Here is a 22851-nt window from a genome sequence, read left to right as displayed (position 1 = left end):
GACGTTAAACGTTTTCCATTTAAAACCTTTTCCGCAAAGGTGTATGGGGTTGATATATCTATATCTTGCCGTTGTCTGACCGCAACGGATACAAAAAAATGATTTCAGCCACTTTACTCTCGTTCTTTTCTTCACTACTATCTAGTTAAACGTTTTCCTAAATAATTTCAAGCCTGCATTAAGTCTTCCTCAGGACGCTTGCAAGCAAGAAGCTTCCTACCAGGTTATAGCTGATGAATTTCTTACCCCGCATTTGCATGCTGCTCACCGTATTCGCTACAGTCACGCCTGCCGCACAGGTCGCGGCCAGTGATATCGCTAAAGTGGTCTATGAGCCGCCGCTGGCCAATGTTGCCATGGACAAGATCGTGCAATCGGAGTTGTATCCGCAACTGGCTTATCTGGCGCAAAAGCTGTTGACTGAAAAAGAAAACACCACACTTAATGGTCACCCTGCCTTCAATGGCAAGGATAAATTCCTGCCAGGGAAAATCGCTTCCGGACTGGGCCATTTGTTATTGAACGCCAAGCATGAAGGCAAAGATCTTGCCCCTTATCTGCGCGATTTCCGGGAATCGGCAGAACTGACGGCGGGCATGGACAATCACACCTGGGGCATCTATTACTATCTGCTAACGCTATACGAGCTCAAGAAAAATGGCTTACTGGGACAGGCAGTCCCAACAAAAACACTGGATGCCCTGAAGAAAAAACTGGACTGGCGCAGCTTCGTCACACAAACAGATTTCAAACTCATACAGCTACCAACCAATTACTACGGCGTTGCATTTGGTGTGGCACGCCTGCGCATGCTGCTGGGCTGGGAAGATGAGACTGCAAGCCAGCGTCTGCTGAAAAAACTGCTGGATCACTATGAACAGCATTCGGGCACCTATGGTTTTTCTGATGAAACCGAAGGTGAAGGCCGCTTTGACCGCTACAGTATTTTGCTGATTTCAGAAATCTGCGGACGCTTCATAGAAACCGGCATGGAAGTCACACCAGAACTGAAAGCCAAGCTGAGAAAAGCCACCGATATTGCCTTCCACCTGGGTAATGTATCTGGCGATGGCTTCAGCTTTGGACGCAGTATCGGTGCCTATGGCGAAACTGCCGTGCTTGACATACTGACGGTATCTGCCTACCTGGACATATTGAGCCAGCAAGAGAAAGAATATGCCTACGCCTATTCCACCCGTATTGTCGCCAGATACGTTGATTTCTGGTACGACAAAAAAACCAGGTCTGTCGACCTGTGGGGCCAGGGCCGGAAAACGGATGACTACCGTGGCATACACCGCATACTGGGTGAAAATTTCTCACTGCTGCACCAACTGATCTCGGCCAATGATTTATGGCGCCAGATGGGATACCAGGACAAATTACCCAGGCAAGATCTGGCGACCTGGCTGGACAAGACGCAACCGGCATTCCAGTTCACCTGGTTTGCCCGTGGCGAATATGACAGGGCGCTCGCCATCTACCGCGACGCCGGACATGTGTTCAGCTTGCTGATGGTGAATGGTGGTGCAAGCCAGCACGGGAACAGTCCATATTACCCTTTGCCATTTTCCAACCTGCTGCTTGCAGGCATCGCCGATAGTGGCTATCAGCATCCGCAATTATTACCCAAATTTACCATGAATGATGGCAGTGAACTGATCGCCACAGCCTTCATCAAAAACATCCACCATACAGAAGCCATTGAAACCGCACCACCCCCAAAAGCCTATGAAGTAACTTACCACCAGGACAGTCTGACCAGAATCGGCCCCGTCAATCAGAAACCCGTGCCAGATGCACGCATACAACTGAATACCAGCTATCGCCTGGGTGCAGGCATGATCACCAGGACAGATCAATATCTGCCGACAGAAAAGCTGGGGGTGCGTCAGGTGTCACTGGAATTTGCCAGCTTCTCGGAATTGCCAGAAGTCAGCGGCAATACCATCCGCTTCAACAAGGGTGATCTCAGCGAATTTACCGTCACCGGCATGGATCACTGCAGTGCCAGGGCCAGTCTCGATACAGAAAATTTTAAATCGCCGAACGGCCCCATGAAGACCCTGGTGAGCTGTGAACGCAAGGCTTTTAGTTTTGATACACCGATCACGATTAGCTGGTCCATCAAATATCACTGACACGATCATTTGATGAGCCACACCGGAATTCCCTGTGCAAATTCGGCCTCAGCAACGCTGATGATGTCACAGTGATTTTCAATTGCAATAACCAGAAATACCTATCAACACAAATAAAACCATTTATCAGGAGACCAGGAAATGCGCAACAACCCATCACAAGCAAGGCAGACATGCCGACTCTTGCCTATCAGCTCGGCGGTAGCGCTGGCGCTGTTGAGCATGATGCAAACCGCCGCCGCCCAACAAGCAGCCAGTACCACAGCCGAACAACCGAAGCTGGCAGAAGTCATCGTATCAGCCAACAAACGCATAGAGAAACTGGAACAGGTACCGTTGGCGATTACCGTGCTGGGTGACGCTGTACTGCAAAGAAATAATGTCCGCGAATTTGCCGACGTCATCAATCTGTCACCGGCACTAACCATCACCTATGGCACCACGCCTGCCAACAACGGCATCAATATGCGCGGCATAGGCACCACCTCGATAGGCATAGGCGTGGAAGCCGATGTGGCGATCATCATCGACGACATTCCCATGGGCATGCAGGTCAAGGCATTCCAGGATTTGACAGATATCGCCAGAATAGAAATTTTGAAAGGCCCGCAAAGCACTCTGTTCGGGAAAAGTGCGATTGCCGGTGCGGTGAATGTGACGACCAAGCCTATTTCCGGCCCACTGACGGGTAATGTCAGCAGCTTCTATACCAGTGACGGCGAATGGCGGGTCGGCGGTAGCTACGGTGGTGAACTGTCGGAAAAATTCGGCTTTCGTATTGCTGCCAGCGATACGCGCTTTGCGGGCAATGTCAATAACCTGACCACAGGCACAAAAACCAATGGCTCTGGCGGCAAGACCTTCATGGCGAAACTGAGCTGGCATCCGACCGACACCCTGGACCTTGATTTCTCTCCGCGCTACAACTACTCCAACACCACCTGCTGCGCCCTGGTCGCAACCAGCATAACACCGCTGCAGGGTGCACTGCTGTCGAACCTCCCGCAACTACCTGCCACCACGCTGTTACAGGGCATCAATATCGGGCCTTACAATACAGACATCCGCAATGACACCAGGACCGGGCAAGAATCCACCAGCCGGGGTTTTGGCTTGCGCATCAACTATGCCATGCCAAATGGTGCGACGCTGACTTCCATCACATCACTGGACCGGTATTATGCCAACGATACGCGCGACCAGGATTTTGTCGATGTTCCCACCCTGCAGTATTACCCACTGGCGAATGGCAAGCCAGCTGGCATCAATGAAGGTTATGTGCAGTACGGCAGCTTCGATGTCATTTCCAGAACCCAGGAACTGCGCCTGACTTCACCTGACAACCTTGCCGTCAAATATGTAGCCGGGCTGTGGTATGGATGGAATGCCATTGACCGCCACTTTGTGCGGGGATATAACGGCATTGCCTTAACCACCCCTACCCAGTATTTCACCGATACGTATAATGAAAACAAGGCGGTCTTTGGCCAGGTAAGCTGGGACTTTTTGCCGGAGTACACCGTTCTTGCCGGCCTGCGTTATAACCGTGAGACTTCGGGCTATCATTTTACGACCGGCGCACCGCCACCTGGCGCTTTCGTTCCTACTGCCACGTTTTCCAGCGTGGATAACACTGAAAATGCCACCACCGGCAAGCTGAGTCTGCAACATCAGTTCAATAAAAACCTGATGGCGTATGTACTGGGTGCCACCGGTTACAAGGGCCTGGCCTATGACCTGACCAGCAGCCTGAATGCCGCCACGGCCGCACAACAACCAGTACAATCGGAAACTTCAAATACATTCGAGCTGGGCCTGAAAGGCAATTTCCTGAACAACCGCCTGACGGTGAACCTGGCTGCCTTCAACAGCAAGTTCAAGAATTACCAGCAAAATTCCGGCGGCTATCTGCCCGGCACGACCACGTATGTGACCCGCCTCAACAGCGTGGGCGGGGTACAGACCCGTGGCGTGGAAATGGATATTTCTGCACTGGTCACGGCTAATTTGATCATCAACGGCAGTGTCGCCTACACCGATGCAAGCATTACCGAATTTCCGAATGCGCCCTGCTACAACGTCATTGATACATCAAATGGCGGATTTAATGCAGCCTGTCAGTTGAAGTCAGTCCAATATGGCGGACAGAATGTGCAAGACCTGGCTGGCGGACGCATGCCAAATGCCCCCAAGATCAAGGCCAATCTGGGTGGGCAATATGACATCCCTCTGAAGGACTATTCTTTTGATGCCTTTGTGACGGCAGCCGTCCGCTACCAAAGCGAAGTATTGACCAACCTGAACCAGGACCCGACGCTGTCAGTAGCCGGATATAGCGTGACCAATCTGGGGTTTGGTATCAAAGACAAACAAGGTAATTACAAGCTGAGTTTCTTTATCAATAACCTGTTCAACAAACACTATGCCAATACCGGCTTTACCGGACTGGGAAACTGGAGTTCGAAAGCCCCTAATCCGCTTATCACCGTCACCAATACCACCTGGAGCCCGGCCCGTGATGCCTTCCGTTACGTAGGCGTGCGCTTCGATGCCAAGTTCTGATCAGGCACATCAACATCCGTGAAAGACAAAAAAGCCCGGCAAAATATGCCGGGCTTTTTCTTCATGGCGATGACATCGTTATCGTCACCTAATGCGCGTCACCTAATGCGCGCCACCGGCATCCACCGGCACTGCCGATTTTTTCGGCTTGGTCAGCCACACCAGGCCAATCAGACCAATGAACATATAAGCTGACATCCAGAAGATATCTGTTGCTGCCATGGTGCTGGCCTGTACGCTGATGCTACGGTCTATGATGGCATAGGCACCCTGTTCTGGTATGCCCTGCTGCATCAGGTTTTGCATGCTTTGCACAAACGTCGGGTAGCTGCTGCCGGTCAGTTCGGTCATCTGGGCGTGGTGCAGGGTGCTGCGGCTATCCCAGATGGTGGTCATGATGGAAGCGCCCATGCCGCCGCACATGATGCGTACGAAATTCGACAGGCCGGATGCCGCCGGGATTTTATCCGGTGGCTGACCTGACAGAATGATCGATGTCAGCGGGATAAAGAACATGGACATGGCGGCCCCCTGTATCAGGGTCGGGATCAGCAGGGTATAGGTATCCACATCCGTGTTGAAGCCTGAGCGCAAAAAGAACACCAGGGCAAACCCAAGGAAAGCGAGAGACGCAATTTTTCTCGCATCCACCTTGGGCAAGATTTTGCCTATGATGGGTGACAGCAAAATCGCAAATACCCCCACCGGCGCCATGACCTTGCCAGCCTCGGTTGCGGTGTACGACAACTGTGTCTGCAACCATAAAGGCATGATGACCAGGCTGCCGAAAAACAGGCCATAACCGATGGAAATGGCGATCACACCGGCGCTGAAGTTACGCCCCTTGAACAGCGACAGATCGACCACGGGATGGTCTTGCCCCAGTTCCCAGATGACAAAATAAATCAGGCCGATGGCCGCAATCACGGTCAGTAAAATGATTTCTCCAGAATTAAACCAGTCCAGTTCCTTGCCTTTATCCAGCATCAGTTGCAAGGCACCCACCCAGATGACCAGCAGGAACAGGCCCACCTTGTCGATGGGCAGGCTCTTGATCTGTGATTCACGTTTGCGATAAATCGACCAGGTCGCCCAGGCAGTAAACAAGCCCACCGGGATATTGATATAAAAAATCCATGGCCAGGTATAATTGTCCGATATCCAGCCCCCCAGCAAAGGCCCCATGATGGGCGCGACCAGGGTCGTCATCCCCCATAGCGCCAGGGCCATGGAACTTTTGGCGGGCGGGTAACTACCCAGCAACAATGCCTGTGACAAGGGGATCATCGGCCCTGCCACTGCCCCTTGCAAAATACGGGCAGCAATCAGCATTTCGATATTCGGTGCCATGCCGCACAGCCATGATGAAATCACGAATAACAATATCGATGACAAAAACAGCCTGACCTGGCCAAAGTGGGTAGTCAGCCAGCCTGTCAGAGGTACGGAAATCGCATTCGCCACCGCAAACGAAGTAATGACCCAGGTACCCTGTTGTGGTGACACACCCAGGTTACCGGAGATGGCTGGTATCGACACATTGGCAATCGACGAATCCAGCACATTCATGAAGACCGCCAGCGACAGGGCTAGCGTGCCCATCGCCAGTTGCGCTCCTTTCAACGGCGGATGCGGTGCCTGTGGACGTGGTGCCGCACTCATTACCTGGCCTTACTGGTGGTAGTAGCTTTGGTGACTGGCAAATTGGCGGCAATGATGTCCGCAATGCGCTGATCCGCCTCTTTGCCATTCTGTTCAAACACGGCGGTCTGATAGGCCGGGCTAGTACGTGCTGCGGCCGTTACCGGCGCGCCCTGCTGTTGCGAGATATTGACCTTGACCTGCATGGATACACCTATGCGCAGTGGATGCGCTTCCAGTTCTTTCGGGTCCAGGGTAATGCGCACGGGTATGCGCTGCACGACCTTGATCCAGTTACCACTGGCATTTTGCGCCGGCAACAGGGCAAAAGCAGAACCGGTACCGGCAGACACACCCAGCACCTTGCCATGGTAAGCGACATCACTACCGTACACGTCAGAATGCAATTCCACATCCTGGCCTATACGCATATGCGCCAGTTGCACTTCCTTGAAATTGGCATCGACCCACAATGAATTCAAAGGCACGACAGACAGCAATGGTGAGCCGGCTGCGATGCGCTGACCAACCTGTACCGCACGCTTGGCAACATAACCGGTAGTCGGGGCAGGCAAGCTGGTACGGCTCAGCGCCAGCAGGGTTTCGCGCAGACGTGCGGCAGCACGCAAGACATTCGGATGCTGCGTGACCGTGGTGTTTTCTGTCAGCGTGCGGTTGGATATCAGTTGTTCACTGGCGGCCTGCAAGGCGGCTTCTGCGGTCTTGACGGCATTGCGCGCATGTTCCAGTTCTTCAGCAGAGACCGCACCTGTAGTCAGCAATTGCTGGCGACGGGCCAGATCCGCCCTGGCTTTTTCGACTTCGCTGCTGCGCAGGCTGACATTGGCCTGCAGGCTGCCATTATTGGCAAACAGCACGCGTACTTCACGCACGGTCTGGGCCAGTTGTGCCTCGGCCTGGTCGACCGCCACTTTGGCATCGGTCTTGTCGAGTTCCACCAGCGGTTTGCCGACCTGCACCAGTTCGGTATCGTCGGCATGAATCGCCACCACGGTACCGGTGACTTGCGATGTCACCTGTACCACATTACCAGCGGCATAGGCATCTTCGGTATGTTCAAAATTGCGGGCAACCAGCCACCACCATGCACCGTAGGCGATAGCGGCAATAATTATAATGAAAGTGACGATCAGCAGAAGGCCGCGGCGCTTGCCATTTTCTGGAGCCACATTGACAGGTGGCTGGGTGGTAACAGGTTTATCGTGATTGTTTGTTGCTGGGGCGTTCATAACGCGGCCTCCGATGTGCTTGCTGCAGTTGTGTTGTTGATGTTTGCGTTGCTGTTTGCCTGGCTTGGGGTAGCCGCAAAATTGGTCTTGCTGTCATAGCCGCCACCCAGCGCCTTGATCAGGTTGATCTGGCTTTCGGTGTGACGGATGGCCAACTCCAGTAACAGTTTTTGCTGAGACAGTACGGCGCTTTCTGCTGCCAATACCGGCAACATATTGGCGGTGCCGGCTTTCTGTCTTTGCTGTGCCAGTTGCAGGCTGACACGGGCAGCCTGCTCGGCAGCTTTCTGCTCAACTGCCTGGGCCTGACTGGCTTGCAGTATCTGCACCTGATCTGCCACTTCATGCAAGGCATCGGTCAGGCTCTGGTTATAGGTGGCAACGGCCATATCATAAGAGGCCACCTTGCCCTTCAATTGCGCACGCAGGCGGCCGCCTTCAAAAATTGGCAGTCGTATTGCCGGGCCGACGCCGATGATGCTACTGCCGCTTTGCAAGAGATTGCTCAAACCCAGGCTGGATAAACCGGCAAAGCCGACCAGATTGATATTCGGGTAAAACTGGGTCTTGGCAACATCCACTTCCCCCTGACTGGCTTCCACCCGCCAGCGCGCAGCCACGATATCCGGACGGCGCCCCAGCAATTCCAGCGGCAAGCTACCGGGCAAGGCCATATCAGCCGCCAGTTTAAACTGTGGCAGCGGAATGTTACGCCCCTGTTCTGGCCCCATGCCTTGCAAGGCAGCGATCTGGTTACGTGTCAGAGCAATGGCTTCCTGCCATTGGGCGATATCGTTTTTCAGGCCAGACAGCTGGATCAGACTTTGCTGGGTTTCAGTCTTGGTTTCCAGACCGGCCTGGACGCGTTGCTGTGTCAGTTGGTCGAATTTTTCGCGAATCGCCAATTGCTGTTTACTCAATTCGAGTTGCGCCGATTGCCGCGCCAGTTGCAACCAGCTACGGGCGATGGCATTGCCCAGCATCAGACGTACACTCTGGCCTTCGGCTTCGGCTACTTTTTCCTGCGACAGGGCGGCACGCATTTCTGCGCTGTGTTTGCCCCAGAAATCAAATTCATACGAAGCATTCAAGGCCAGTTGGTTATTGGTATTGTAGGTGCCTGCCAGCGGTGGCGGTATCAGGCCTTTTTCAGTAAAACGCTGATAGGTACTGTCAAAGCTGGCATTCACTGACGGTAATTCATTGGCACCAACTGCAGCAGTCATTGCCTTCGCAGCTTGCAGGCGGGCTGCAGCAACTTGCAGGCTGGGGTTATTTTGCAGCGCCTGATCAATCAGCTTTTGCAAATCGGCACCACCTATGCTGCTGGCCCATTGGTTGTCTGGCCAGCTACCACTCCCGCCCTGTCCGGGAAAAGCGCCGCTGTCTGCATTCAGGGTTTTAAGTTGTACCTGGCTTTGGATGCCTTGGTAACTGACGCAGGCAGAAAGCAGGGTCAACGCGCTGGCAGCAGCCAGCGCACGCGCTAGCTTATTGGCCGCCCGAAAGTTAAAAGTTGGTTTGTTCATGATGTAAATATGAATTCCAGATTGATATGATTATTTAATTGCCTGAGCAACTATTCATTTTAGCTTCCAGTATGGGACGATTCGCCAGAAGCTTGCGTAGCAGGTACTTCAGAAAAGTGATTTCCTCAGCAGCAAACCCGGAAAACCCCACATCCAGCACTTCAGCATAGATTGCCGGCAACTGTGCCGCCATTGCCTTGCCGGATGGTGTCAACTCCAGCTTGAACAGGCGCTTGTCACTGGCATCAATCACACGCTGGATATAGCCCTTTGCTTCCAGCTTGTCCAGAGTACGTTTCATAGCTGCAGAATCGATAAACAGGTCTCGCGCCAGCTCCGCCGCCGTACTAATCTTGCCGGTGGCCAGCATCATGAAGACACTGCCTTGTGCATGGGTGATATCTACCCGGCGTAAGGCATCTTCTATCGAGCGTGACAGCATGGTGCGCGACCTGGCCAGCAAATAGCCGACACTGTCTTCGACTTGCGAGCTATCGAACTCGGGGATTTGATTATCGGTATCCATGATGAGAATATTCGTTGACTAGGCAATAGTTTATACCAGTTTCAAAAATTTTGCATGAGGCAAAAAAAACCCCTGTCCACTACTGAACAAGGGTTGAATAATAAATAAGGGTCAAATTTACATGCGACTGCGGCAATTAAATCAGATCGTCAGATGGTATACGGATTTCTTCCTATCAACTACGGTTTGCCTGTTTTCGGTAAATCCAGTACCACGATCCCCTGTTTCTTGCCTTTGACAATGGCCGCATCGATCTTTTGTATCAAGCCATCATCCTTATCCGCCCGAATGGCGAAGTGAATATCATCAATCAGCAAGGGTTTGGCCAGTACACTGAATTCGACAACTGGCTGACCTTCAGCGGCCAGGTGCTTGCTGAAATAGCGGTTGATACGCTCTTCAAGATCACGCGCATCGCTACCGGGGTCTTGAATCACCATCACATCCATGCGCCGGTTGATCAGTTTATTAAAGCGCGCCAGCATGGAATTGATATCACTCTCCACCCTGAACAATTTACCCTTTTGTTCATCAAAATTATCGCCATAATGCGCACCAGCGACTACGCCCACAGAACGCCCCTTGAGGTCGCTGATGCCTTTGTAATCAAAACGTGCATCCTTGCGCGTCACCAGCCAGACATAGTTGGCATAAATAGGGCGGGAAAAATGGAACATCCTTTCCCTGTCCCTGGTTTTTGAAATGCCAAATACCAGACCATCTCCCTGCTCGGCCAGTAACAAAATGCGTTTCCATGGATAACGCTGCACCTCAAAATGCACATCTGCTTCGCGCGCAATATAGTCCAGCATGCGTTGTTTGTCCTTCGGTATGGGTGCGGGTTCACCCTTGCTATCAAGAGGATCAGGGACCAATAAGCTGACCTCGGGTGTCGCCGCCAATGAAGCCGTGACGCTGACCAGAAAAATCACGCCAGACAATAAGACCGACCTCAGCATGACAAGCCTGGAAGGTGTAATTGCCATGAAGAAATTATGTTTTTTGTTATGAATTGCATGTATTCAATAACCAAATCACTTAAAGATCGCCATATTAACAGCGAATAATTTGCGCGCATCGCGGCTAAAGCAAAGAATTTTCTCTCGCAGCAGGCTCGGCATTTCCACATGGAAATTTCTCGCATCCTTATTTTTGATGATGGCTGTTTTGTATGGATTAGTCGTGCTGTCGACAAATTTTCTTTATTAATCAGCGCATTTTTCTAAAGAAATGCGTTTGCTTATTTTTTGCCTGCGCATGAACTTACTGTTATCCAAAGTGCAGCAAAATTAAATAGACTGTCTGTTTTGAGCTACACTCAAGTGAAATATCGAGGGAACCTCAGTTCGTTGACAAGCCATTGAAACCACATAAACAGGGCTAACGCAAAACCGCCCCAACTGCGTTGTGGCGGTTTTTCTGCATGTACCGGACTAGTTTGACCAATAAATCCATTGGGGTCTGACCACCCATTCTGTTAGACGTTGACCAGTTCGCGAGTACAAACGAGCATAGACCGTTGCGTATAGCTTACATCCGAGGGCCTGAAAGTATCAGCGCTGCGCTATCTGAACAGCGCGACCGAGTGTTGACGCGCACCGAATATTGACCAGCTGGTCAAAATTGAGTGCGCGCTAAAAATGCACAACGACTATGTGTTCAACCATATATTTGTTGAGTGATCACAAACGCCATACTGCTAAATTCCAGGATTTGATTCGGATGCCGCATTAGGGTGTTAGCTGCCGGCCGAGATAAATTTCTATTTTATCAACTTCATTGGTAAAATGAAAAATTCTCATTGCATTTTCCCATTTCTTAAATGGTTATCCGTCGTACGTAGGTCGCGGATCGTGTTTTTTCGGCTGTAGCGAGCTGGATAAAGGTTATTCATATGCGCACAAAGGGTTTTCATGCAATCTAGGCTATTACTAATATTTTTTGTCCTTACTTTTGTTTCTGCTTCCGCTTCTTCACAACAGCTAAATGAATATGACGGAAGAATTGTTGAACCCGCTGTAGTGAAATTGCTTGGAGGGGGAGCGAAAACATTTAACTCAGTGTTATTTGCCGCTGGTAGCGATCCTAAGAAAACTTCGAATAGTTTTAGCAAAAGTCTACTGCAGTGCGCAAAAGAAAAGAAAAATCTGATAGTTGGGGGACCGGACAATACTACAAATTTTAGGAATTTGCAGTCTGCTCTTGCTTTGATTTCTGATCAAAATCTTTCTGGGTGTCATATTATTTTTATTGGAGACGAGCGAAATTTTGAAGAATTGAAAACACTGACACTTGGTGCCGGGGGCGAGTTTCATGCGACCACCTATCCACAAAAAAAACCAAAAGAAGAACCTGTCATTACACCCGGTGCGCTGAGTCTAATCGCCGGTAGCATCGATGGCCGCGGCTCATCTGATGGTGTTGGCTTGCAAGCACAATTTGGTTCGGCGCAAAGTGACATAGGCATTAACCCCAAAGGCATTACGTCGGATGAAGCGGGTAATCTTTATGTGGCGGATACGCCCAATCACACCATACGTAAAATTACGCCGCAAGGTGTAGTCACCACCATCGCGGGTCAAGCGGGCTACCCGGGTAGTGCTGACGGCCCCGGTTTAGCTGCACAATTTAAATATCCTACCGGTATCATTATTGATAAAAAAGGGGCGCTGTACATCACTGATTCTGCCAACTTTACCGTACGCAAAATTAGTCCATCCGGGGAAGTCACCACACTGGCAGGCACTGCTGGCGTGTCTGGCTGGCTAGATGGCGAAGGCAAGGTTGCGCGCTTTGGCCGCCCTATGGGCATTACCGTGAGTGCGCAAGGCGATGTTTATGTGACGGATGCCGCGAACTACTGCGTGCGAAAGATCACGCCAAAAGGTAATGTCACTACCCTCGCAGGTAGACCAGGTAAGGAGGAATATGTCGATGCGCAAGGTTTAAACGCGCGCTTTGGCTTCATCAAGGGTATCGCCATAGATAACCAGGGTGTTTTGTTTGTGGCGGATGACGACAATGCTGCGGTACGGCGTGTGACGCAAGAAGGTGTGGTGACTAGCCTGAAACTGATCCCGACCGCAGATAACAAGGGATCTTTTGACATGACAGAGACGTCCCGCCCGGACGGTGTCGCTATCGATAATGCGGGCAATCTTTATTTAAATAGCGGTCACGTTATGATGAAAGTTAATCGAGAGGGAAGAGTCTCTGTCCTGGCTGGTCAAGGAGACCCTTGGCATACTGACGGTGTCGGCACCTTAGCGCAATTTCATGCTCCGGGCAATCCGACCCTGGATAAGGCAGGTAACTTGTATGTCACCGATGATCATTTAATTCGTAAGATTACCCCGCAAGGCAAGGTCACGACGATTGCTGGTCAAGCAGAAAAAACTGGGGCAATAAATGGCATTGGCTCCTTCGCACGATTTAGCAATCCAATGTCGCTCGCGCTTGATAAACAAGGCAATTTGTTTGTTTCTGATCGTGGCAATGGGGTGGTGCGAAAAATTACAACTGACGGGGCTGTTTTCACCGCAGCTGGCGTCTCAGGGAAGGACGGTATCGGTTATAGAGATGGTGCGGCATCGTCTTCCAAGTTCCATTCAACCGGGGAAATCGTTGCGGATACCCTTGGAAATTTATATCTCGCCGACATGGGAAATAATGTCATTCGTAAGATCAACACTCTGGGTAAAGTGACGACTATCGCCGGAATGGCCGGCCAAAGTGGCCAGATTGATGGTGTCAGTGAGGAGGCTCGTTTCGATAGCCCTTACTTTCTGACTATTGATAGCGCTGGCAATCTTTTTATTGCTTCCAAACAAACGATACGCAAAATTGATAAAGCTGGCGTAGTCACCACTATCGCCGGAAAGAAACAACGGATTGACGGCACAAAAGGGGGCATGGATGGTCAAGGGCTTGACGCGCGCTTTAATTCGATAGAAGGAATGGCTATCGATAAAGATGACAATATCTTTATCAGTGACGGCGAGGCGATACGTAAGATGAGCCCTTCCGTTGCAGTGACCACGTGGGGCCATAACGCTGATAAATTTTTTAATGCCATCGGCGATGGCTATACCTACATGCCAGGCAGCTTGGCAGTTGATGATCAAGGAAACGTGTACTTTGCAATCAATCAAACTATTCGAAAATTAACACCAAATGGAGTTGTCACTACGGTTGCTGGTGTGGCCAATTTTACCGGCACCAAATTAGGTCGGTTGGGTGGTCTTGACGAACCTCGCGGTTTGCTCATGCTGGGTCCGAAGAGTATGGCGTTGATCAGCGGGAACGCGATACTTATGCTCAGCCTGCCATGAGATGCTGCAAGCCAACAGGAAAAATTTCTATTTTAAAAACTATAATAGTCCAATCGTGAAGGACTACTTTCAAATGAAGCCAACTATTTTTACAGGCTCCCTTTGGTGTCAAAAAAATGCTTGGTTACGATCAAACAGGCTTGACTTAACAGATCCCGGTTTGTCCTTTTGAACAGCTTCACGTATAGCTTGCATCTGAATTGATGTCAGGTCTCCATCGTCGGCCTCGTATCCCGGCAAAATCTCATAGGCCAGCTTGCGCAAAGCATAGTGAATTAGCTGTGTCTCACCACTTAAGCCTAGCGCTTCTGCCAATCTCACGGTCGTTGCCCGACTTATGCGGTATTTTGTGTCCGTCTGGCTGTAGCGAAACAAAAATTGATCGGGTTTTGTGGTTTCCATAGCTCACTTTGATTTACCAGACGGTGAAGATCTCGTAGTTGAATTGGAAGTCAACGACTGTTTCCCGATTTTTCGACACTCCCGTCGTTTCCCTGTGCAGCACATTGTGATCGTCCACATGGAACAGCCAGGAACTGTCGCCGGAAAGCGCTAGGGCGAAACGGCCAGCATTTAGGTCCGCTAGTGCTTCCTCTTCGTTGGTTGGTCCTGAAGCTTGTGCTGGAGTTTGCGCTATTTAAGAAAAACATCAAATTACTTAAGAATCTCGATATCTAAGGAATAAGTTGCATTTATACCAGTAATTGCATATTCGCATCGACCTTGCCACCAATTCGCATTTAGAAGCTGCGATGAGTTCGCATTTCACACTTGCCCGGTCAACGAAGGATTTTCTTGCGCAGCGCAACCATTGAGTTATTATCTTTTTATTAGGATTGTGAATGGCTGCAAACGGCCATTAGTTGCCCTTTACACCTGCCGGAAATTTGATAATACGTTAGCAATTCTTTTGGGATTTTCCAGCCGAATATTCAGATAGGCTTTTTTTAAAACTGAATTTCCCAGAACAGTGTCCGATCAATCAAAGGCAGTAATTTTTGAAACTGCCGGCTCAAATTAATGTGATCTCCTATACTTCAAATGACTACGGATTCGGAAGCCCTGTTTGGCAATCTGCACGAAATACGTGAAAGTATCACGGCCTTTGAATTACTTATGGATTTCCACGGTCAGTTGTCTGATGCCGCGTCAAGCGAGCTGCGCAGGCTAATTGGGCGTGCCCTGGAAAATTCTTGCGATCCAAACTCATCTTACTATTCACCGTCTTACTATGCCGCCTACTATCTCGCGGTGCGGCTTGGCGATACGGCAGTCACGAAAATGCATCAAATTTTGAGCGCAAATCGGGACAATTCGCCGGTATTACAGCTTGAATTCGACATGCTTCCGAAGCTGGGTCCGGCTGGCGCGAGCGCAATCGCAGCGTTGAGATGGTGTCTATGGACTTCACCTCGCAATTGGTTAGAGCCCGGCGGCGGCACGTTCTTTCCTGACCCGGTCCCGGCTCTTTGCGATGACGCGGCCTATGTCGAATTTGCACACAAGGCGCTGTTGTTTGCTAGCCAGCGCCTTGCTGACATCCACTCCGGTCGGATTCCTTATTACGCCGGAACTGCGTTTTCAATCCATGACAGCCATGTCACTGCCTATGCCGCACGTGTCGCCGCGTTACGCGATGAAGCCTGGTATGCCGATCTAATTGTCGAGTTGCTTCAGAGAGCGTGCATTGCGCCTATCAATGGCAAGTCACTGCCGTCGCAAACGTTTGCAATTGCACTGGGCCACTCGATCGAGCGTTTTCCGACGCCGGAAAGTGTACAGGCATTGCGGGAGGCATTGCGAGTGGTGCGACACGCCAGCGTCAAGAGAATGTTGGTCAATAATCTCAGGTTCGCTGAGGGTGCACTTGCCGCACGAACCGATTTAACGCGCGTGGCACCGGATCTTGGACTCGACGCGGACGGCACGTTGGTACTGGACTTCGGTGCGCGCAGTTTTCATGTCGAATTCGAAAGCAGCCCGAAACCATGCCTTAAGGACGCGAACGGCCATCGACTTATGGATTTGCCGAAACCGATTGAATCAGACGACGCGATACTTGCGAACGCAGCGGGCGAGCGCTTCCAGCGATTAAAAAGTGAAGCGAGATATGCCGTGCGTCTGCAAATCATGCGCCTCGAACGGGATATGACGTCCCGCAAGCGCTGGACAAGCGCCGAGTTTCAACGTTGTTTCCTGCTGCATCCTTTGCAGCGACAGCTCGCGACCAGTATCGTCTGGGGCGCATATGATGGCGATGTGCTAAAGCAATGCTTCCGGGTCACTAAAGACTGGACATTGGTTGATCAGCACGACGTGCTCTATAATTTGCAAGATGATGCGGCGGTGAGTGTTGCGCACAGACTGGAAATGTCGGAGACGGTGGCGGCAGCGTTTTGCGGGGTCTTCGCCAACAACGCAATCTTGCAACCATTCAATCAATTGAAACGTGAATGTTTTGCATTAGAGTTCACAGAACATGATCGTTCGGATATCAACGAACGGTACTTCCGCAATGCGGTGTCAATCGACAGCTTGATGTCTGTCGGAAAACGTGGTTGGAAACGCGACACGGCGGCCTGGAGAATTAAGTCACTCAGCAAGGTATTCAGCGAAGACGTGCACATCAGTCTATTATTCTCCACCGGCATGTATATTTGCAGTAGTGCTGAAAAGTACAGCCTTAAACCGAAAGGGATCATACTAAATCGGGACAATACGAGGAAACAATATCGGCCGATTTCATTTTCGAGCCTAGACCCGATTCTGATCAGTGAAATTTTACGGGATGTGGAGTTGTTGGAAGCAGTCAAGGACTAATTTGATTGTTTTTAAAGGAAGCGTTTGAACCTTGCCTTCATACGCTCTTTTGCATCGACCTGTATTTGATCCGTTATAACTTGCAGACTCAATCATAAACTGTAACTTTGTGGTAGAAAGAAAGATGGGAAACATAATCTCTTACAGTCTTCGCCCCGATCTGATGGACGTTTGTATGAACAACGGATTGACGTCGGTATTCATTTCTGTATTGTCGATTTCCGCTTCTACGCTGGCGACAACCGACCGTCAACGTGCACTGGCAATTTGGTTCGCCTCGCACGACCAAGGCGTTTGCGGGTCGGGTATCGTCGGATTCGATGTTTGCGACCTACCTTGGAGACACGAGTCGTTTGATGGCGACAAAGCGTTTGTGCTTGCTGCGATCGATTCGGCATACTCCAAGAACGGGTGGGATAAACTCTCCTATAAGCCGAAGGAAGAGTGGGTGTTGGAGAGCCTTCGAGAATTTCGCGAAATGGTGAACCAATTCGCACCTGAGCACGTCGATAGTGATCGTGTTATGGAGTTAAAGTTGGAGCGCATGCCTACCGAATTTAAGGTCTGCGAAAAGCATGGTGTTTATCTTCACGCTCACGGATGCGTTGTTTGTCATGACTCATGAATCACCAATATTTTGCACCTGACAGCAAGATAGTTTCAAGCAAGCAATCACATCCCATCGTTGCATACTTGGCTGTGAATGGTGCATATCCGTTCTTTATCCGCCAATATCTGCCTTGCACCATGCACACTGATTTAAGCAATGAAAAAAGCGAACCCAACTATATTGGCACTGGATCTTGAAGGCACATTGATCTCCAATGCAATGAGTCAGATACCACGACCAGGTCTGCATTATTTCCTGAATCGTTGCGCGTTGCTATTTCCCAGGATGGTGATGTTCACAACGGTGCGGGAAGATAAATTCAGGCAAATTGCAAGATTGCTGGTTGAAGAAAATGTCGCGCCAGAATGGTTTCTGGATATCGAATACATCAATTGGCAAGGCGAAACCAAGAACCTGGAATTTGTTCCCGCTGCATTGGTATCAGATATTGTGCTAGTAGATGATTTTGAAAAATATCTGCACCCGGGGCAAGAAGCGCAGTGGATGCAGATAGATTATTTTGATTATCCGTATCCGGACGACGACACAGGACTATTCAAAGTCTTGCAAAAACTTGAAACACTTGTGGTGGCTTGATAGACCTTGCTATCCATGCTCCACTTGCAGCTACGAAGATGGCCTTAGCACTCGCCAAGGTTTGCTTGTTTTCGGATCACGCGGTTTGCGTTTTTCATTGCTAGCACAGTCATCTTCAAACACGGCCCATCCATCTGCGTGTTTCACCAGATACCAAAAGGGTAGCTTGTGGCCTTGAGCATGCAAGGGTGTGCCATCACTGCAGGACAGCATAGGCACAAAGCAGATACACCACAACTAAAACTTGTCACCTTTCTTCAACAAGCTGGCGGTGAGTGAGAGATCAAAATCATTCAAGTGTTCCGGCGTCCGTTGCTGGACTTTTGCTGCTTGATCCAGGTTGACCAACAGGCTAGGCTTGGTTATCACGACCCCATCTTTTTTAACGATCATCTCCACCATGACCGCGTCTTGTGTGTTGCCAGTGGTGGGCGTTTTCAGGGTAAAGCTGAAATCCCATTTGCTTTGCTGCTCATCCATCCTGACGGTAAAGCTGGCTTCGCGGCCTTGCTTGACAAGGATACGGGGGCTGGAGGTTTTCCCACCCACAGTGATGGAGGTAGCAAGCAGATAGCTATCTGCCTGCACTGTTTCCTTCGCTAGTCCGGGTGTGTTGTCTGCATTGACCTGGCTTGCCGGTGTCGCAGCCCAGGCGCTATACGCACTAAAACCACCAACGGCGAACAGCAAAAAATAAGCAGCTATGCGTTGCAACAAAGAAGGGTGAGCCTGATGTAAATGCATGATTCTTTCCTTTAAAGGATGATGAGATTGCCAGTGACAGGCAATGGTGCTGATGGTGCTAGTAGTGCTGACGGTGAAATGTAATTGGGTCTTCAGCATGGCTTCGGCATAAGTACGGCGAGCCTGCGGGTATTGAATAATCACACGGGCATCGCAAGCCAGTTCCTGATCAAAGCGAAAAACCCTGGCAGCGATGTGTATGACGGGGTTAAACCAGAACAGACACTGCAACAGCGCAAACAGGGTATTCGCGATGAGGTCACCCCGGTGTCTGTGGATTTTTTCATGCGCGATAATCAAGGCTTGCTCTTCAGCGGTGTAGCGCTGAAAAAAATCACCCGGCACAATAATCCTGGTCCGTAACAAGCCGGTCAGTGCCGGCCCGGCATCGATGCCGCGCGCCAGATAAAAATCCTGGTGCTTCGTCAATTCGCCCAGATTACGCAAAAAGCGATGGTGCTGAAGGACCAACCAGGCCAGCATGATGAAACTACCGCTTAGCCACAAGCACAATACCAGGCTCGACCAGTTACGCCCTGCCGGTAACTCGATTGCATCTGCAACGCCCGCCAGTTGCGCAATGGGTATGGACAAGCCAGTGAAACTGTCCTGATAAACACGATGCGGCAACAGCATGGCGAACATGGTCAGTGGCAAAATCAGCCAGGCCTTGTAACTAATTTCAGCACCCGCATAATGACGCAAAGGCAGTCTTAGCGCCAACACCAGCAATGCCAGTGCCGTAGATGCCAGACCCAGTTGTATCAGCATGTTCAAGAATTCATTTGCCATCACCAAGCTCCTCTATCAGGCGCTTCAATTCGGCGATATCTTGCTTTGATAATTTCTTTTGTTGGCTGAAATGCGCCACCAGTGGAGCAATTCTGCCGTCAAACATGCGGTCAAGAAAACCTTTGCTCTCTGATTGTATCCATTGCTCACGCTTAAGCAGAGGTGTATATAAAAACCGGCGTCCGTCTTTCTCCGCCTGTATTGCCCCCTTCTTCAAGAGCCGGTTCAGCAGGGTCTTGACGGTAGCCTCTTGCCATTCCTGCTGATCCAGCACTGCGGCATATACTTCTTCGGCCGACAAAGGCTGTTTTTTCCACAGCGCTTCCATGACGATGGATTCTGCCTCACTGATGGCGATGGTTTTCATTTGCATTCTCTTTCCTGTATTTTTGCGACAGCATCTGCACGAGCATTTACAGATGTAATCGATAATCAATGATTACACTTGTAATCACTCATGTCAAGTGAGAATTTGCAATTACTTGTCTATCCTGTTGCGGGCAAAAGATAAGCCTGCCCCCCAGCCAGGTTTGTAGTGGATTAGCGCGTCGGGCAGTTCCTTTGAAGCCCTACAGCGACATATATTTGCCTTTGCAAAAATATATGCAAGGGTAATTCTGGCAAAAAGACGATATTGGGTTAAAGTTGTGTCTGCATGAGGCGTAAAACATGACGCCATGCCAGAATAGAAAGAGATGCCGCCAGGCGGAGCTGATACCCGTGTACATTGGCATCCACAAACGAGACGAACCACCTGGATCAAATTCATCATGCGTATTTTGCTAGCAGAAGACGACAGTGTACTGGCCGACGGACTGACCCGTTCACTACGGCAATCCGGCTATGCCACTGATTGTGTCAACAATGGCCAGGAAGCGGATTCTGCCCTGTCCACTCAGGATTTCGATTTACTCATACTCGATCTTGGCCTGCCCAAAATGAGCGGGCTGGAAGTCTTGCGCCGCCTGCGGGCGCGCAACTCACGCCTGCCAGTCTTGATACTGACGGCGGCAGATTCGGTGGAGCAAAGGGTCAAGGGTCTGGATCTTGGTGCCGATGATTACATGGCCAAACCCTTTGCCCTGTCAGAACTGGAAGCACGCGTCAGGGCCCTGACCAGACGTGGCGCAGGTGGCGGACCAACGGTCATCAAGCATGGTCCCTTGTCGTATGACCAGGTGGGCCGGATCGCCTATATCCATGAACAGATGCTGGACCTGTCGGCACGCGAACTGGGCTTGCTGGAAGTGCTGTTGCAACGTACTGGGCGCCTGGTTTCGAAAGAACAACTAGTGGATCACTTATGCGAATGGGGTGAAGAGGTCAGCAATAATGCGATAGAAGTGTACGTTCATCGCCTGCGCAAAAAAATTGAAATTGATGGTGTACGCATCGCCACCGTGCGCGGACTTGGCTATTGCCTGGAAAAATTCTTTGTCGCTACGCCACCAGTAACAGCGCAATCGACACCCCCGGCTCCGCCTGAACAAAAATGACGGCAAGACCAGGCAACAGGTTCAGGACAAAAGCGGCTGCGAACACAGCTGCAACAGCGGATGACAGCCTGACCCGGCCAGTGGAAGAAAAAATCCAGCGTTCCCTGTTTGGTGAAATCCTGGACTGGATGCTGGCCCCCTTGCTTTTGCTCTGGCCCATGAGCATTGCCATCACTTATCTGGTCGCCAAATCCATCGCCAACCAGCCCTTTGACCGCGCACTGGAAGACAATGTGCTGGTGCTGTCGCAACAGGTCAAGGAAGTGGATGGCCAGGTACTGACACAACTCAGCAGCCCGGCGCGCGACATCCTGCGTGCCGACGATCTCGACAATATTTATTTCCAGATCAAGAACAGCAAGGGCGAAATCATAGATGGTGACCGTGACCTGCCACCCCCTGCGGAAGAAGACAAACCACAAACCGGCACCGTACAGTTAAGAAACGAAAACCTGCGCGGCATCGATATCCGGGTTGCGTACAGTTATATAGATTTGAACAAGGCGAATCGCAGACAAGCCGATGGCGCGCCGCACCTGGCACTGGTACAGGTTGCAGAAACGCTGGAAAAAAGAGCATTGCTGGCCAATGAAATCATCAAGGGGGTGATCTTGCCCCAGTTCATTATCCTGCCGATAGCACTGGCACTGGTCTGGTTTGCACTGAGCCGTGGCCTGTCCCCCCTGGCCGAATTGCAGCACAGGATACGGGCACGCCGTCCTGATGATTTAAGTCCCATAGATTCGCGTCAGGTACCCGAAGAAATCACTCCCCTGGTGACATCCCTCAATGAAATGCTGGAACGTCTGGCCCAAACCATAGACATACAAAAACGTTTCATCGCCGACGCCGCCCACCAGATGAAAACACCCTTGGCTGGCATGCGCATGCAGTCAGAATTGGCCTTGCGCCAGACCGATCAGGGTGAGATACATAGATCACTACTGCAACTGGCCACCAGTTCTGAAGCGGCAACGCGTCTCGTCAATCAATTACTGACACTGGCGCGAGCAGAAAACCAAACCCCCGCCACCCAGGCGCTGGAACAACTGGATCTGAACCACCTCGCCCGCAGCGTGGTGCATGACTGGATACAGACTTCATTTTCAAAAAAAATCGACCTCGGTTTTGAACAGCAAGATGTACCGGTCCTGATTTTTGGTAATCCCCTGATGTTAAGGGAAATGTTAAGCAATCTGATCGACAACGCCTTACGTTATACGCCAGAAGAACATAGTGTTACCGTCAAAGTAATCGTTGACCAGGAACAGGCACTGGCCCTGCTGGAGGTGGAAGACAATGGTCCTGGCATCCCCGTGGCTGAAAGAGAACATGTGTTCGAACGTTTTTATCGCATCCTTGGTAGCAATGTGCAGGGTAGCGGCCTGGGGCTGGCAATTGTCCGTGAAATCGCCAGCCAGCATCAGGCCAGCATAGAAATTGCCGACAACCCCCACCCGCAGGATGTGGCTTTCCCCGGTTGCCTGTTCAGGGTTGCCTTCAAGCTTAATCCGCATGATGAAACTTCCATTGAGGCAGGTTATGAGCATTCCTGAAAAAATCCCGCCCGCCGGCCCCGGGCCGTACTGGCGCTATACCAAACGCCTGACATCCTGCCTGCTACTGATCTGGGCATTGCTGAGCTTCACGGTCCTGTTTTTTGCGCGTGAATTGAGCAATATCAGTTTTTTTGGCTGGCCCTTTTCTTTTTATATGGCAGCGCAGGGCCTGACCCTGAGTTTTGTCATATTGCTGGCCACTTATTCCCTGGGCATGGCCTGGATAGGCCGCAGACAGACAGGGCCCTGATCG

Annotated in this window: 17 protein-coding genes; 9 read left to right on the top strand and 8 right to left on the bottom strand. The window is 50.8% G+C overall.

What is annotated here, in order from left to right; genetic code table 11:
- Positions 1-233 precede the first annotated feature (233 nt).
- Positions 234-2141: a hypothetical protein gene (locus ACO0K9_RS19180; RefSeq protein ID WP_422987689.1), complete on the top strand. Its 1908-nt coding sequence runs from the start codon at positions 234-236 to the stop codon at positions 2139-2141.
- Positions 2142-2282: 141 nt separating this feature from the next.
- Positions 2283-4703, top strand: coding sequence for a TonB-dependent receptor (locus tag ACO0K9_RS19175; RefSeq protein ID WP_422987688.1), 2421 nt, complete (start codon positions 2283-2285; stop codon positions 4701-4703).
- Between the two features lie 102 nt (positions 4704-4805).
- Here the strand turns inward: ACO0K9_RS19175 and ACO0K9_RS19170 are convergent, their stop codons facing one another.
- The 5 genes from ACO0K9_RS19170 to ACO0K9_RS19150 form a co-directional block, all read right to left on the bottom strand.
- On the bottom strand, positions 4806-6365 hold the full coding sequence (locus ACO0K9_RS19170) for a DHA2 family efflux MFS transporter permease subunit (protein ID WP_422987687.1): 1560 nt from the start codon (positions 6363-6365) through the stop codon (positions 4806-4808).
- Entirely contained in the window at positions 6365-7594 is a 1230-nt protein-coding gene (locus ACO0K9_RS19165; protein ID WP_422987686.1) for an HlyD family efflux transporter periplasmic adaptor subunit, read from the bottom strand. Before ACO0K9_RS19165 ends, ACO0K9_RS19170 begins: the two co-directional genes overlap by 1 nt.
- Positions 7591-9123: an efflux transporter outer membrane subunit gene (locus tag ACO0K9_RS19160; RefSeq protein ID WP_422987685.1), complete on the bottom strand. Its 1533-nt coding sequence runs from the start codon at positions 9121-9123 to the stop codon at positions 7591-7593. The genes ACO0K9_RS19165 and ACO0K9_RS19160 overlap by 4 nt, the downstream gene beginning before the upstream one ends.
- 34 nt (positions 9124-9157) lie before the next feature.
- The gene (locus ACO0K9_RS19155) at positions 9158-9649 is read right to left on the bottom strand and encodes a MarR family winged helix-turn-helix transcriptional regulator (protein ID WP_422987684.1); all 492 of its coding nucleotides are present in this window, start codon (positions 9647-9649) and stop codon (positions 9158-9160) included.
- Positions 9650-9828: 179 nt separating this feature from the next.
- Positions 9829-10635: a substrate-binding periplasmic protein gene (locus ACO0K9_RS19150; RefSeq protein ID WP_422987683.1), complete on the bottom strand. Its 807-nt coding sequence runs from the start codon at positions 10633-10635 to the stop codon at positions 9829-9831.
- Between the two features lie 927 nt (positions 10636-11562).
- Between ACO0K9_RS19150 and ACO0K9_RS19145 the strand changes: the two genes are divergently transcribed.
- Complete coding sequence (locus ACO0K9_RS19145; protein ID WP_422987682.1) at positions 11563-13980, top strand: hypothetical protein; 2418 nt, start codon at positions 11563-11565, stop codon at positions 13978-13980.
- 108 nt (positions 13981-14088) lie between these two features.
- Here ACO0K9_RS19145 and ACO0K9_RS19140 read toward each other — a convergent pair whose 3' ends face one another.
- Entirely contained in the window at positions 14089-14382 is a 294-nt protein-coding gene (locus ACO0K9_RS19140; protein WP_422987681.1) for a hypothetical protein, read from the bottom strand.
- Between the two features lie 639 nt (positions 14383-15021).
- Here ACO0K9_RS19140 and ACO0K9_RS19135 point away from each other — a divergent pair.
- From ACO0K9_RS19135 to ACO0K9_RS19125, 3 genes are all read left to right on the top strand, one after another.
- On the top strand, positions 15022-16800 hold the full coding sequence (locus ACO0K9_RS19135) for a DUF4132 domain-containing protein (protein ID WP_422987680.1): 1779 nt from the start codon (positions 15022-15024) through the stop codon (positions 16798-16800).
- 175 nt (positions 16801-16975) lie between these two features.
- Positions 16976-17425, top strand: a complete 450-nt coding sequence (locus tag ACO0K9_RS19130) for a hypothetical protein (RefSeq protein ID WP_422987679.1) — start codon at positions 16976-16978, stop codon at positions 17423-17425.
- 141 nt (positions 17426-17566) lie between these two features.
- Positions 17567-18007, top strand: a complete 441-nt coding sequence (locus ACO0K9_RS19125) for an NIF family HAD-type phosphatase (protein ID WP_422987678.1) — start codon at positions 17567-17569, stop codon at positions 18005-18007.
- Between the two features lie 237 nt (positions 18008-18244).
- On the opposite strand, the gene ACO0K9_RS19120 is transcribed toward ACO0K9_RS19125, so the two are convergent.
- The gene (locus ACO0K9_RS19120) at positions 18245-19543 is read right to left on the bottom strand and encodes a M56 family metallopeptidase (RefSeq protein ID WP_422987677.1); all 1299 of its coding nucleotides are present in this window, start codon (positions 19541-19543) and stop codon (positions 18245-18247) included.
- The gene (locus ACO0K9_RS19115; RefSeq protein ID WP_422987676.1) at positions 19533-19916 is read right to left on the bottom strand and encodes a BlaI/MecI/CopY family transcriptional regulator; all 384 of its coding nucleotides are present in this window, start codon (positions 19914-19916) and stop codon (positions 19533-19535) included. The genes ACO0K9_RS19120 and ACO0K9_RS19115 overlap by 11 nt, the downstream gene beginning before the upstream one ends.
- Positions 19917-20313: 397 nt before the next feature.
- On the opposite strand from ACO0K9_RS19115, the gene ACO0K9_RS19110 reads away from it, so the two are divergent.
- From ACO0K9_RS19110 to ACO0K9_RS19100, 3 genes are read left to right on the top strand one after another with little or no spacing between them, the layout of a single operon-like run.
- Positions 20314-21039, top strand: a complete 726-nt coding sequence (locus tag ACO0K9_RS19110) for a response regulator (RefSeq protein ID WP_422987675.1) — start codon at positions 20314-20316, stop codon at positions 21037-21039.
- The gene (locus ACO0K9_RS19105; RefSeq protein WP_422987674.1) at positions 21036-22595 is read left to right on the top strand and encodes a sensor histidine kinase N-terminal domain-containing protein; all 1560 of its coding nucleotides are present in this window, start codon (positions 21036-21038) and stop codon (positions 22593-22595) included. Before ACO0K9_RS19110 ends, ACO0K9_RS19105 begins: the two co-directional genes overlap by 4 nt.
- Positions 22582-22848: a DUF4212 domain-containing protein gene (locus ACO0K9_RS19100; RefSeq protein ID WP_422987673.1), complete on the top strand. Its 267-nt coding sequence runs from the start codon at positions 22582-22584 to the stop codon at positions 22846-22848. The genes ACO0K9_RS19105 and ACO0K9_RS19100 overlap by 14 nt, the downstream gene beginning before the upstream one ends.
- The last annotated feature ends 3 nt before the right edge of the window (positions 22849-22851 follow it).

Origin of the sequence: Undibacterium sp. Ji50W (genome assembly GCF_049340445.1) — a bacterium.
Lineage (GTDB): Bacteria > Pseudomonadota > Gammaproteobacteria > Burkholderiales > Burkholderiaceae_D > Undibacterium.
This window is presented reverse-complemented; position numbering and strand designations above follow the sequence as displayed.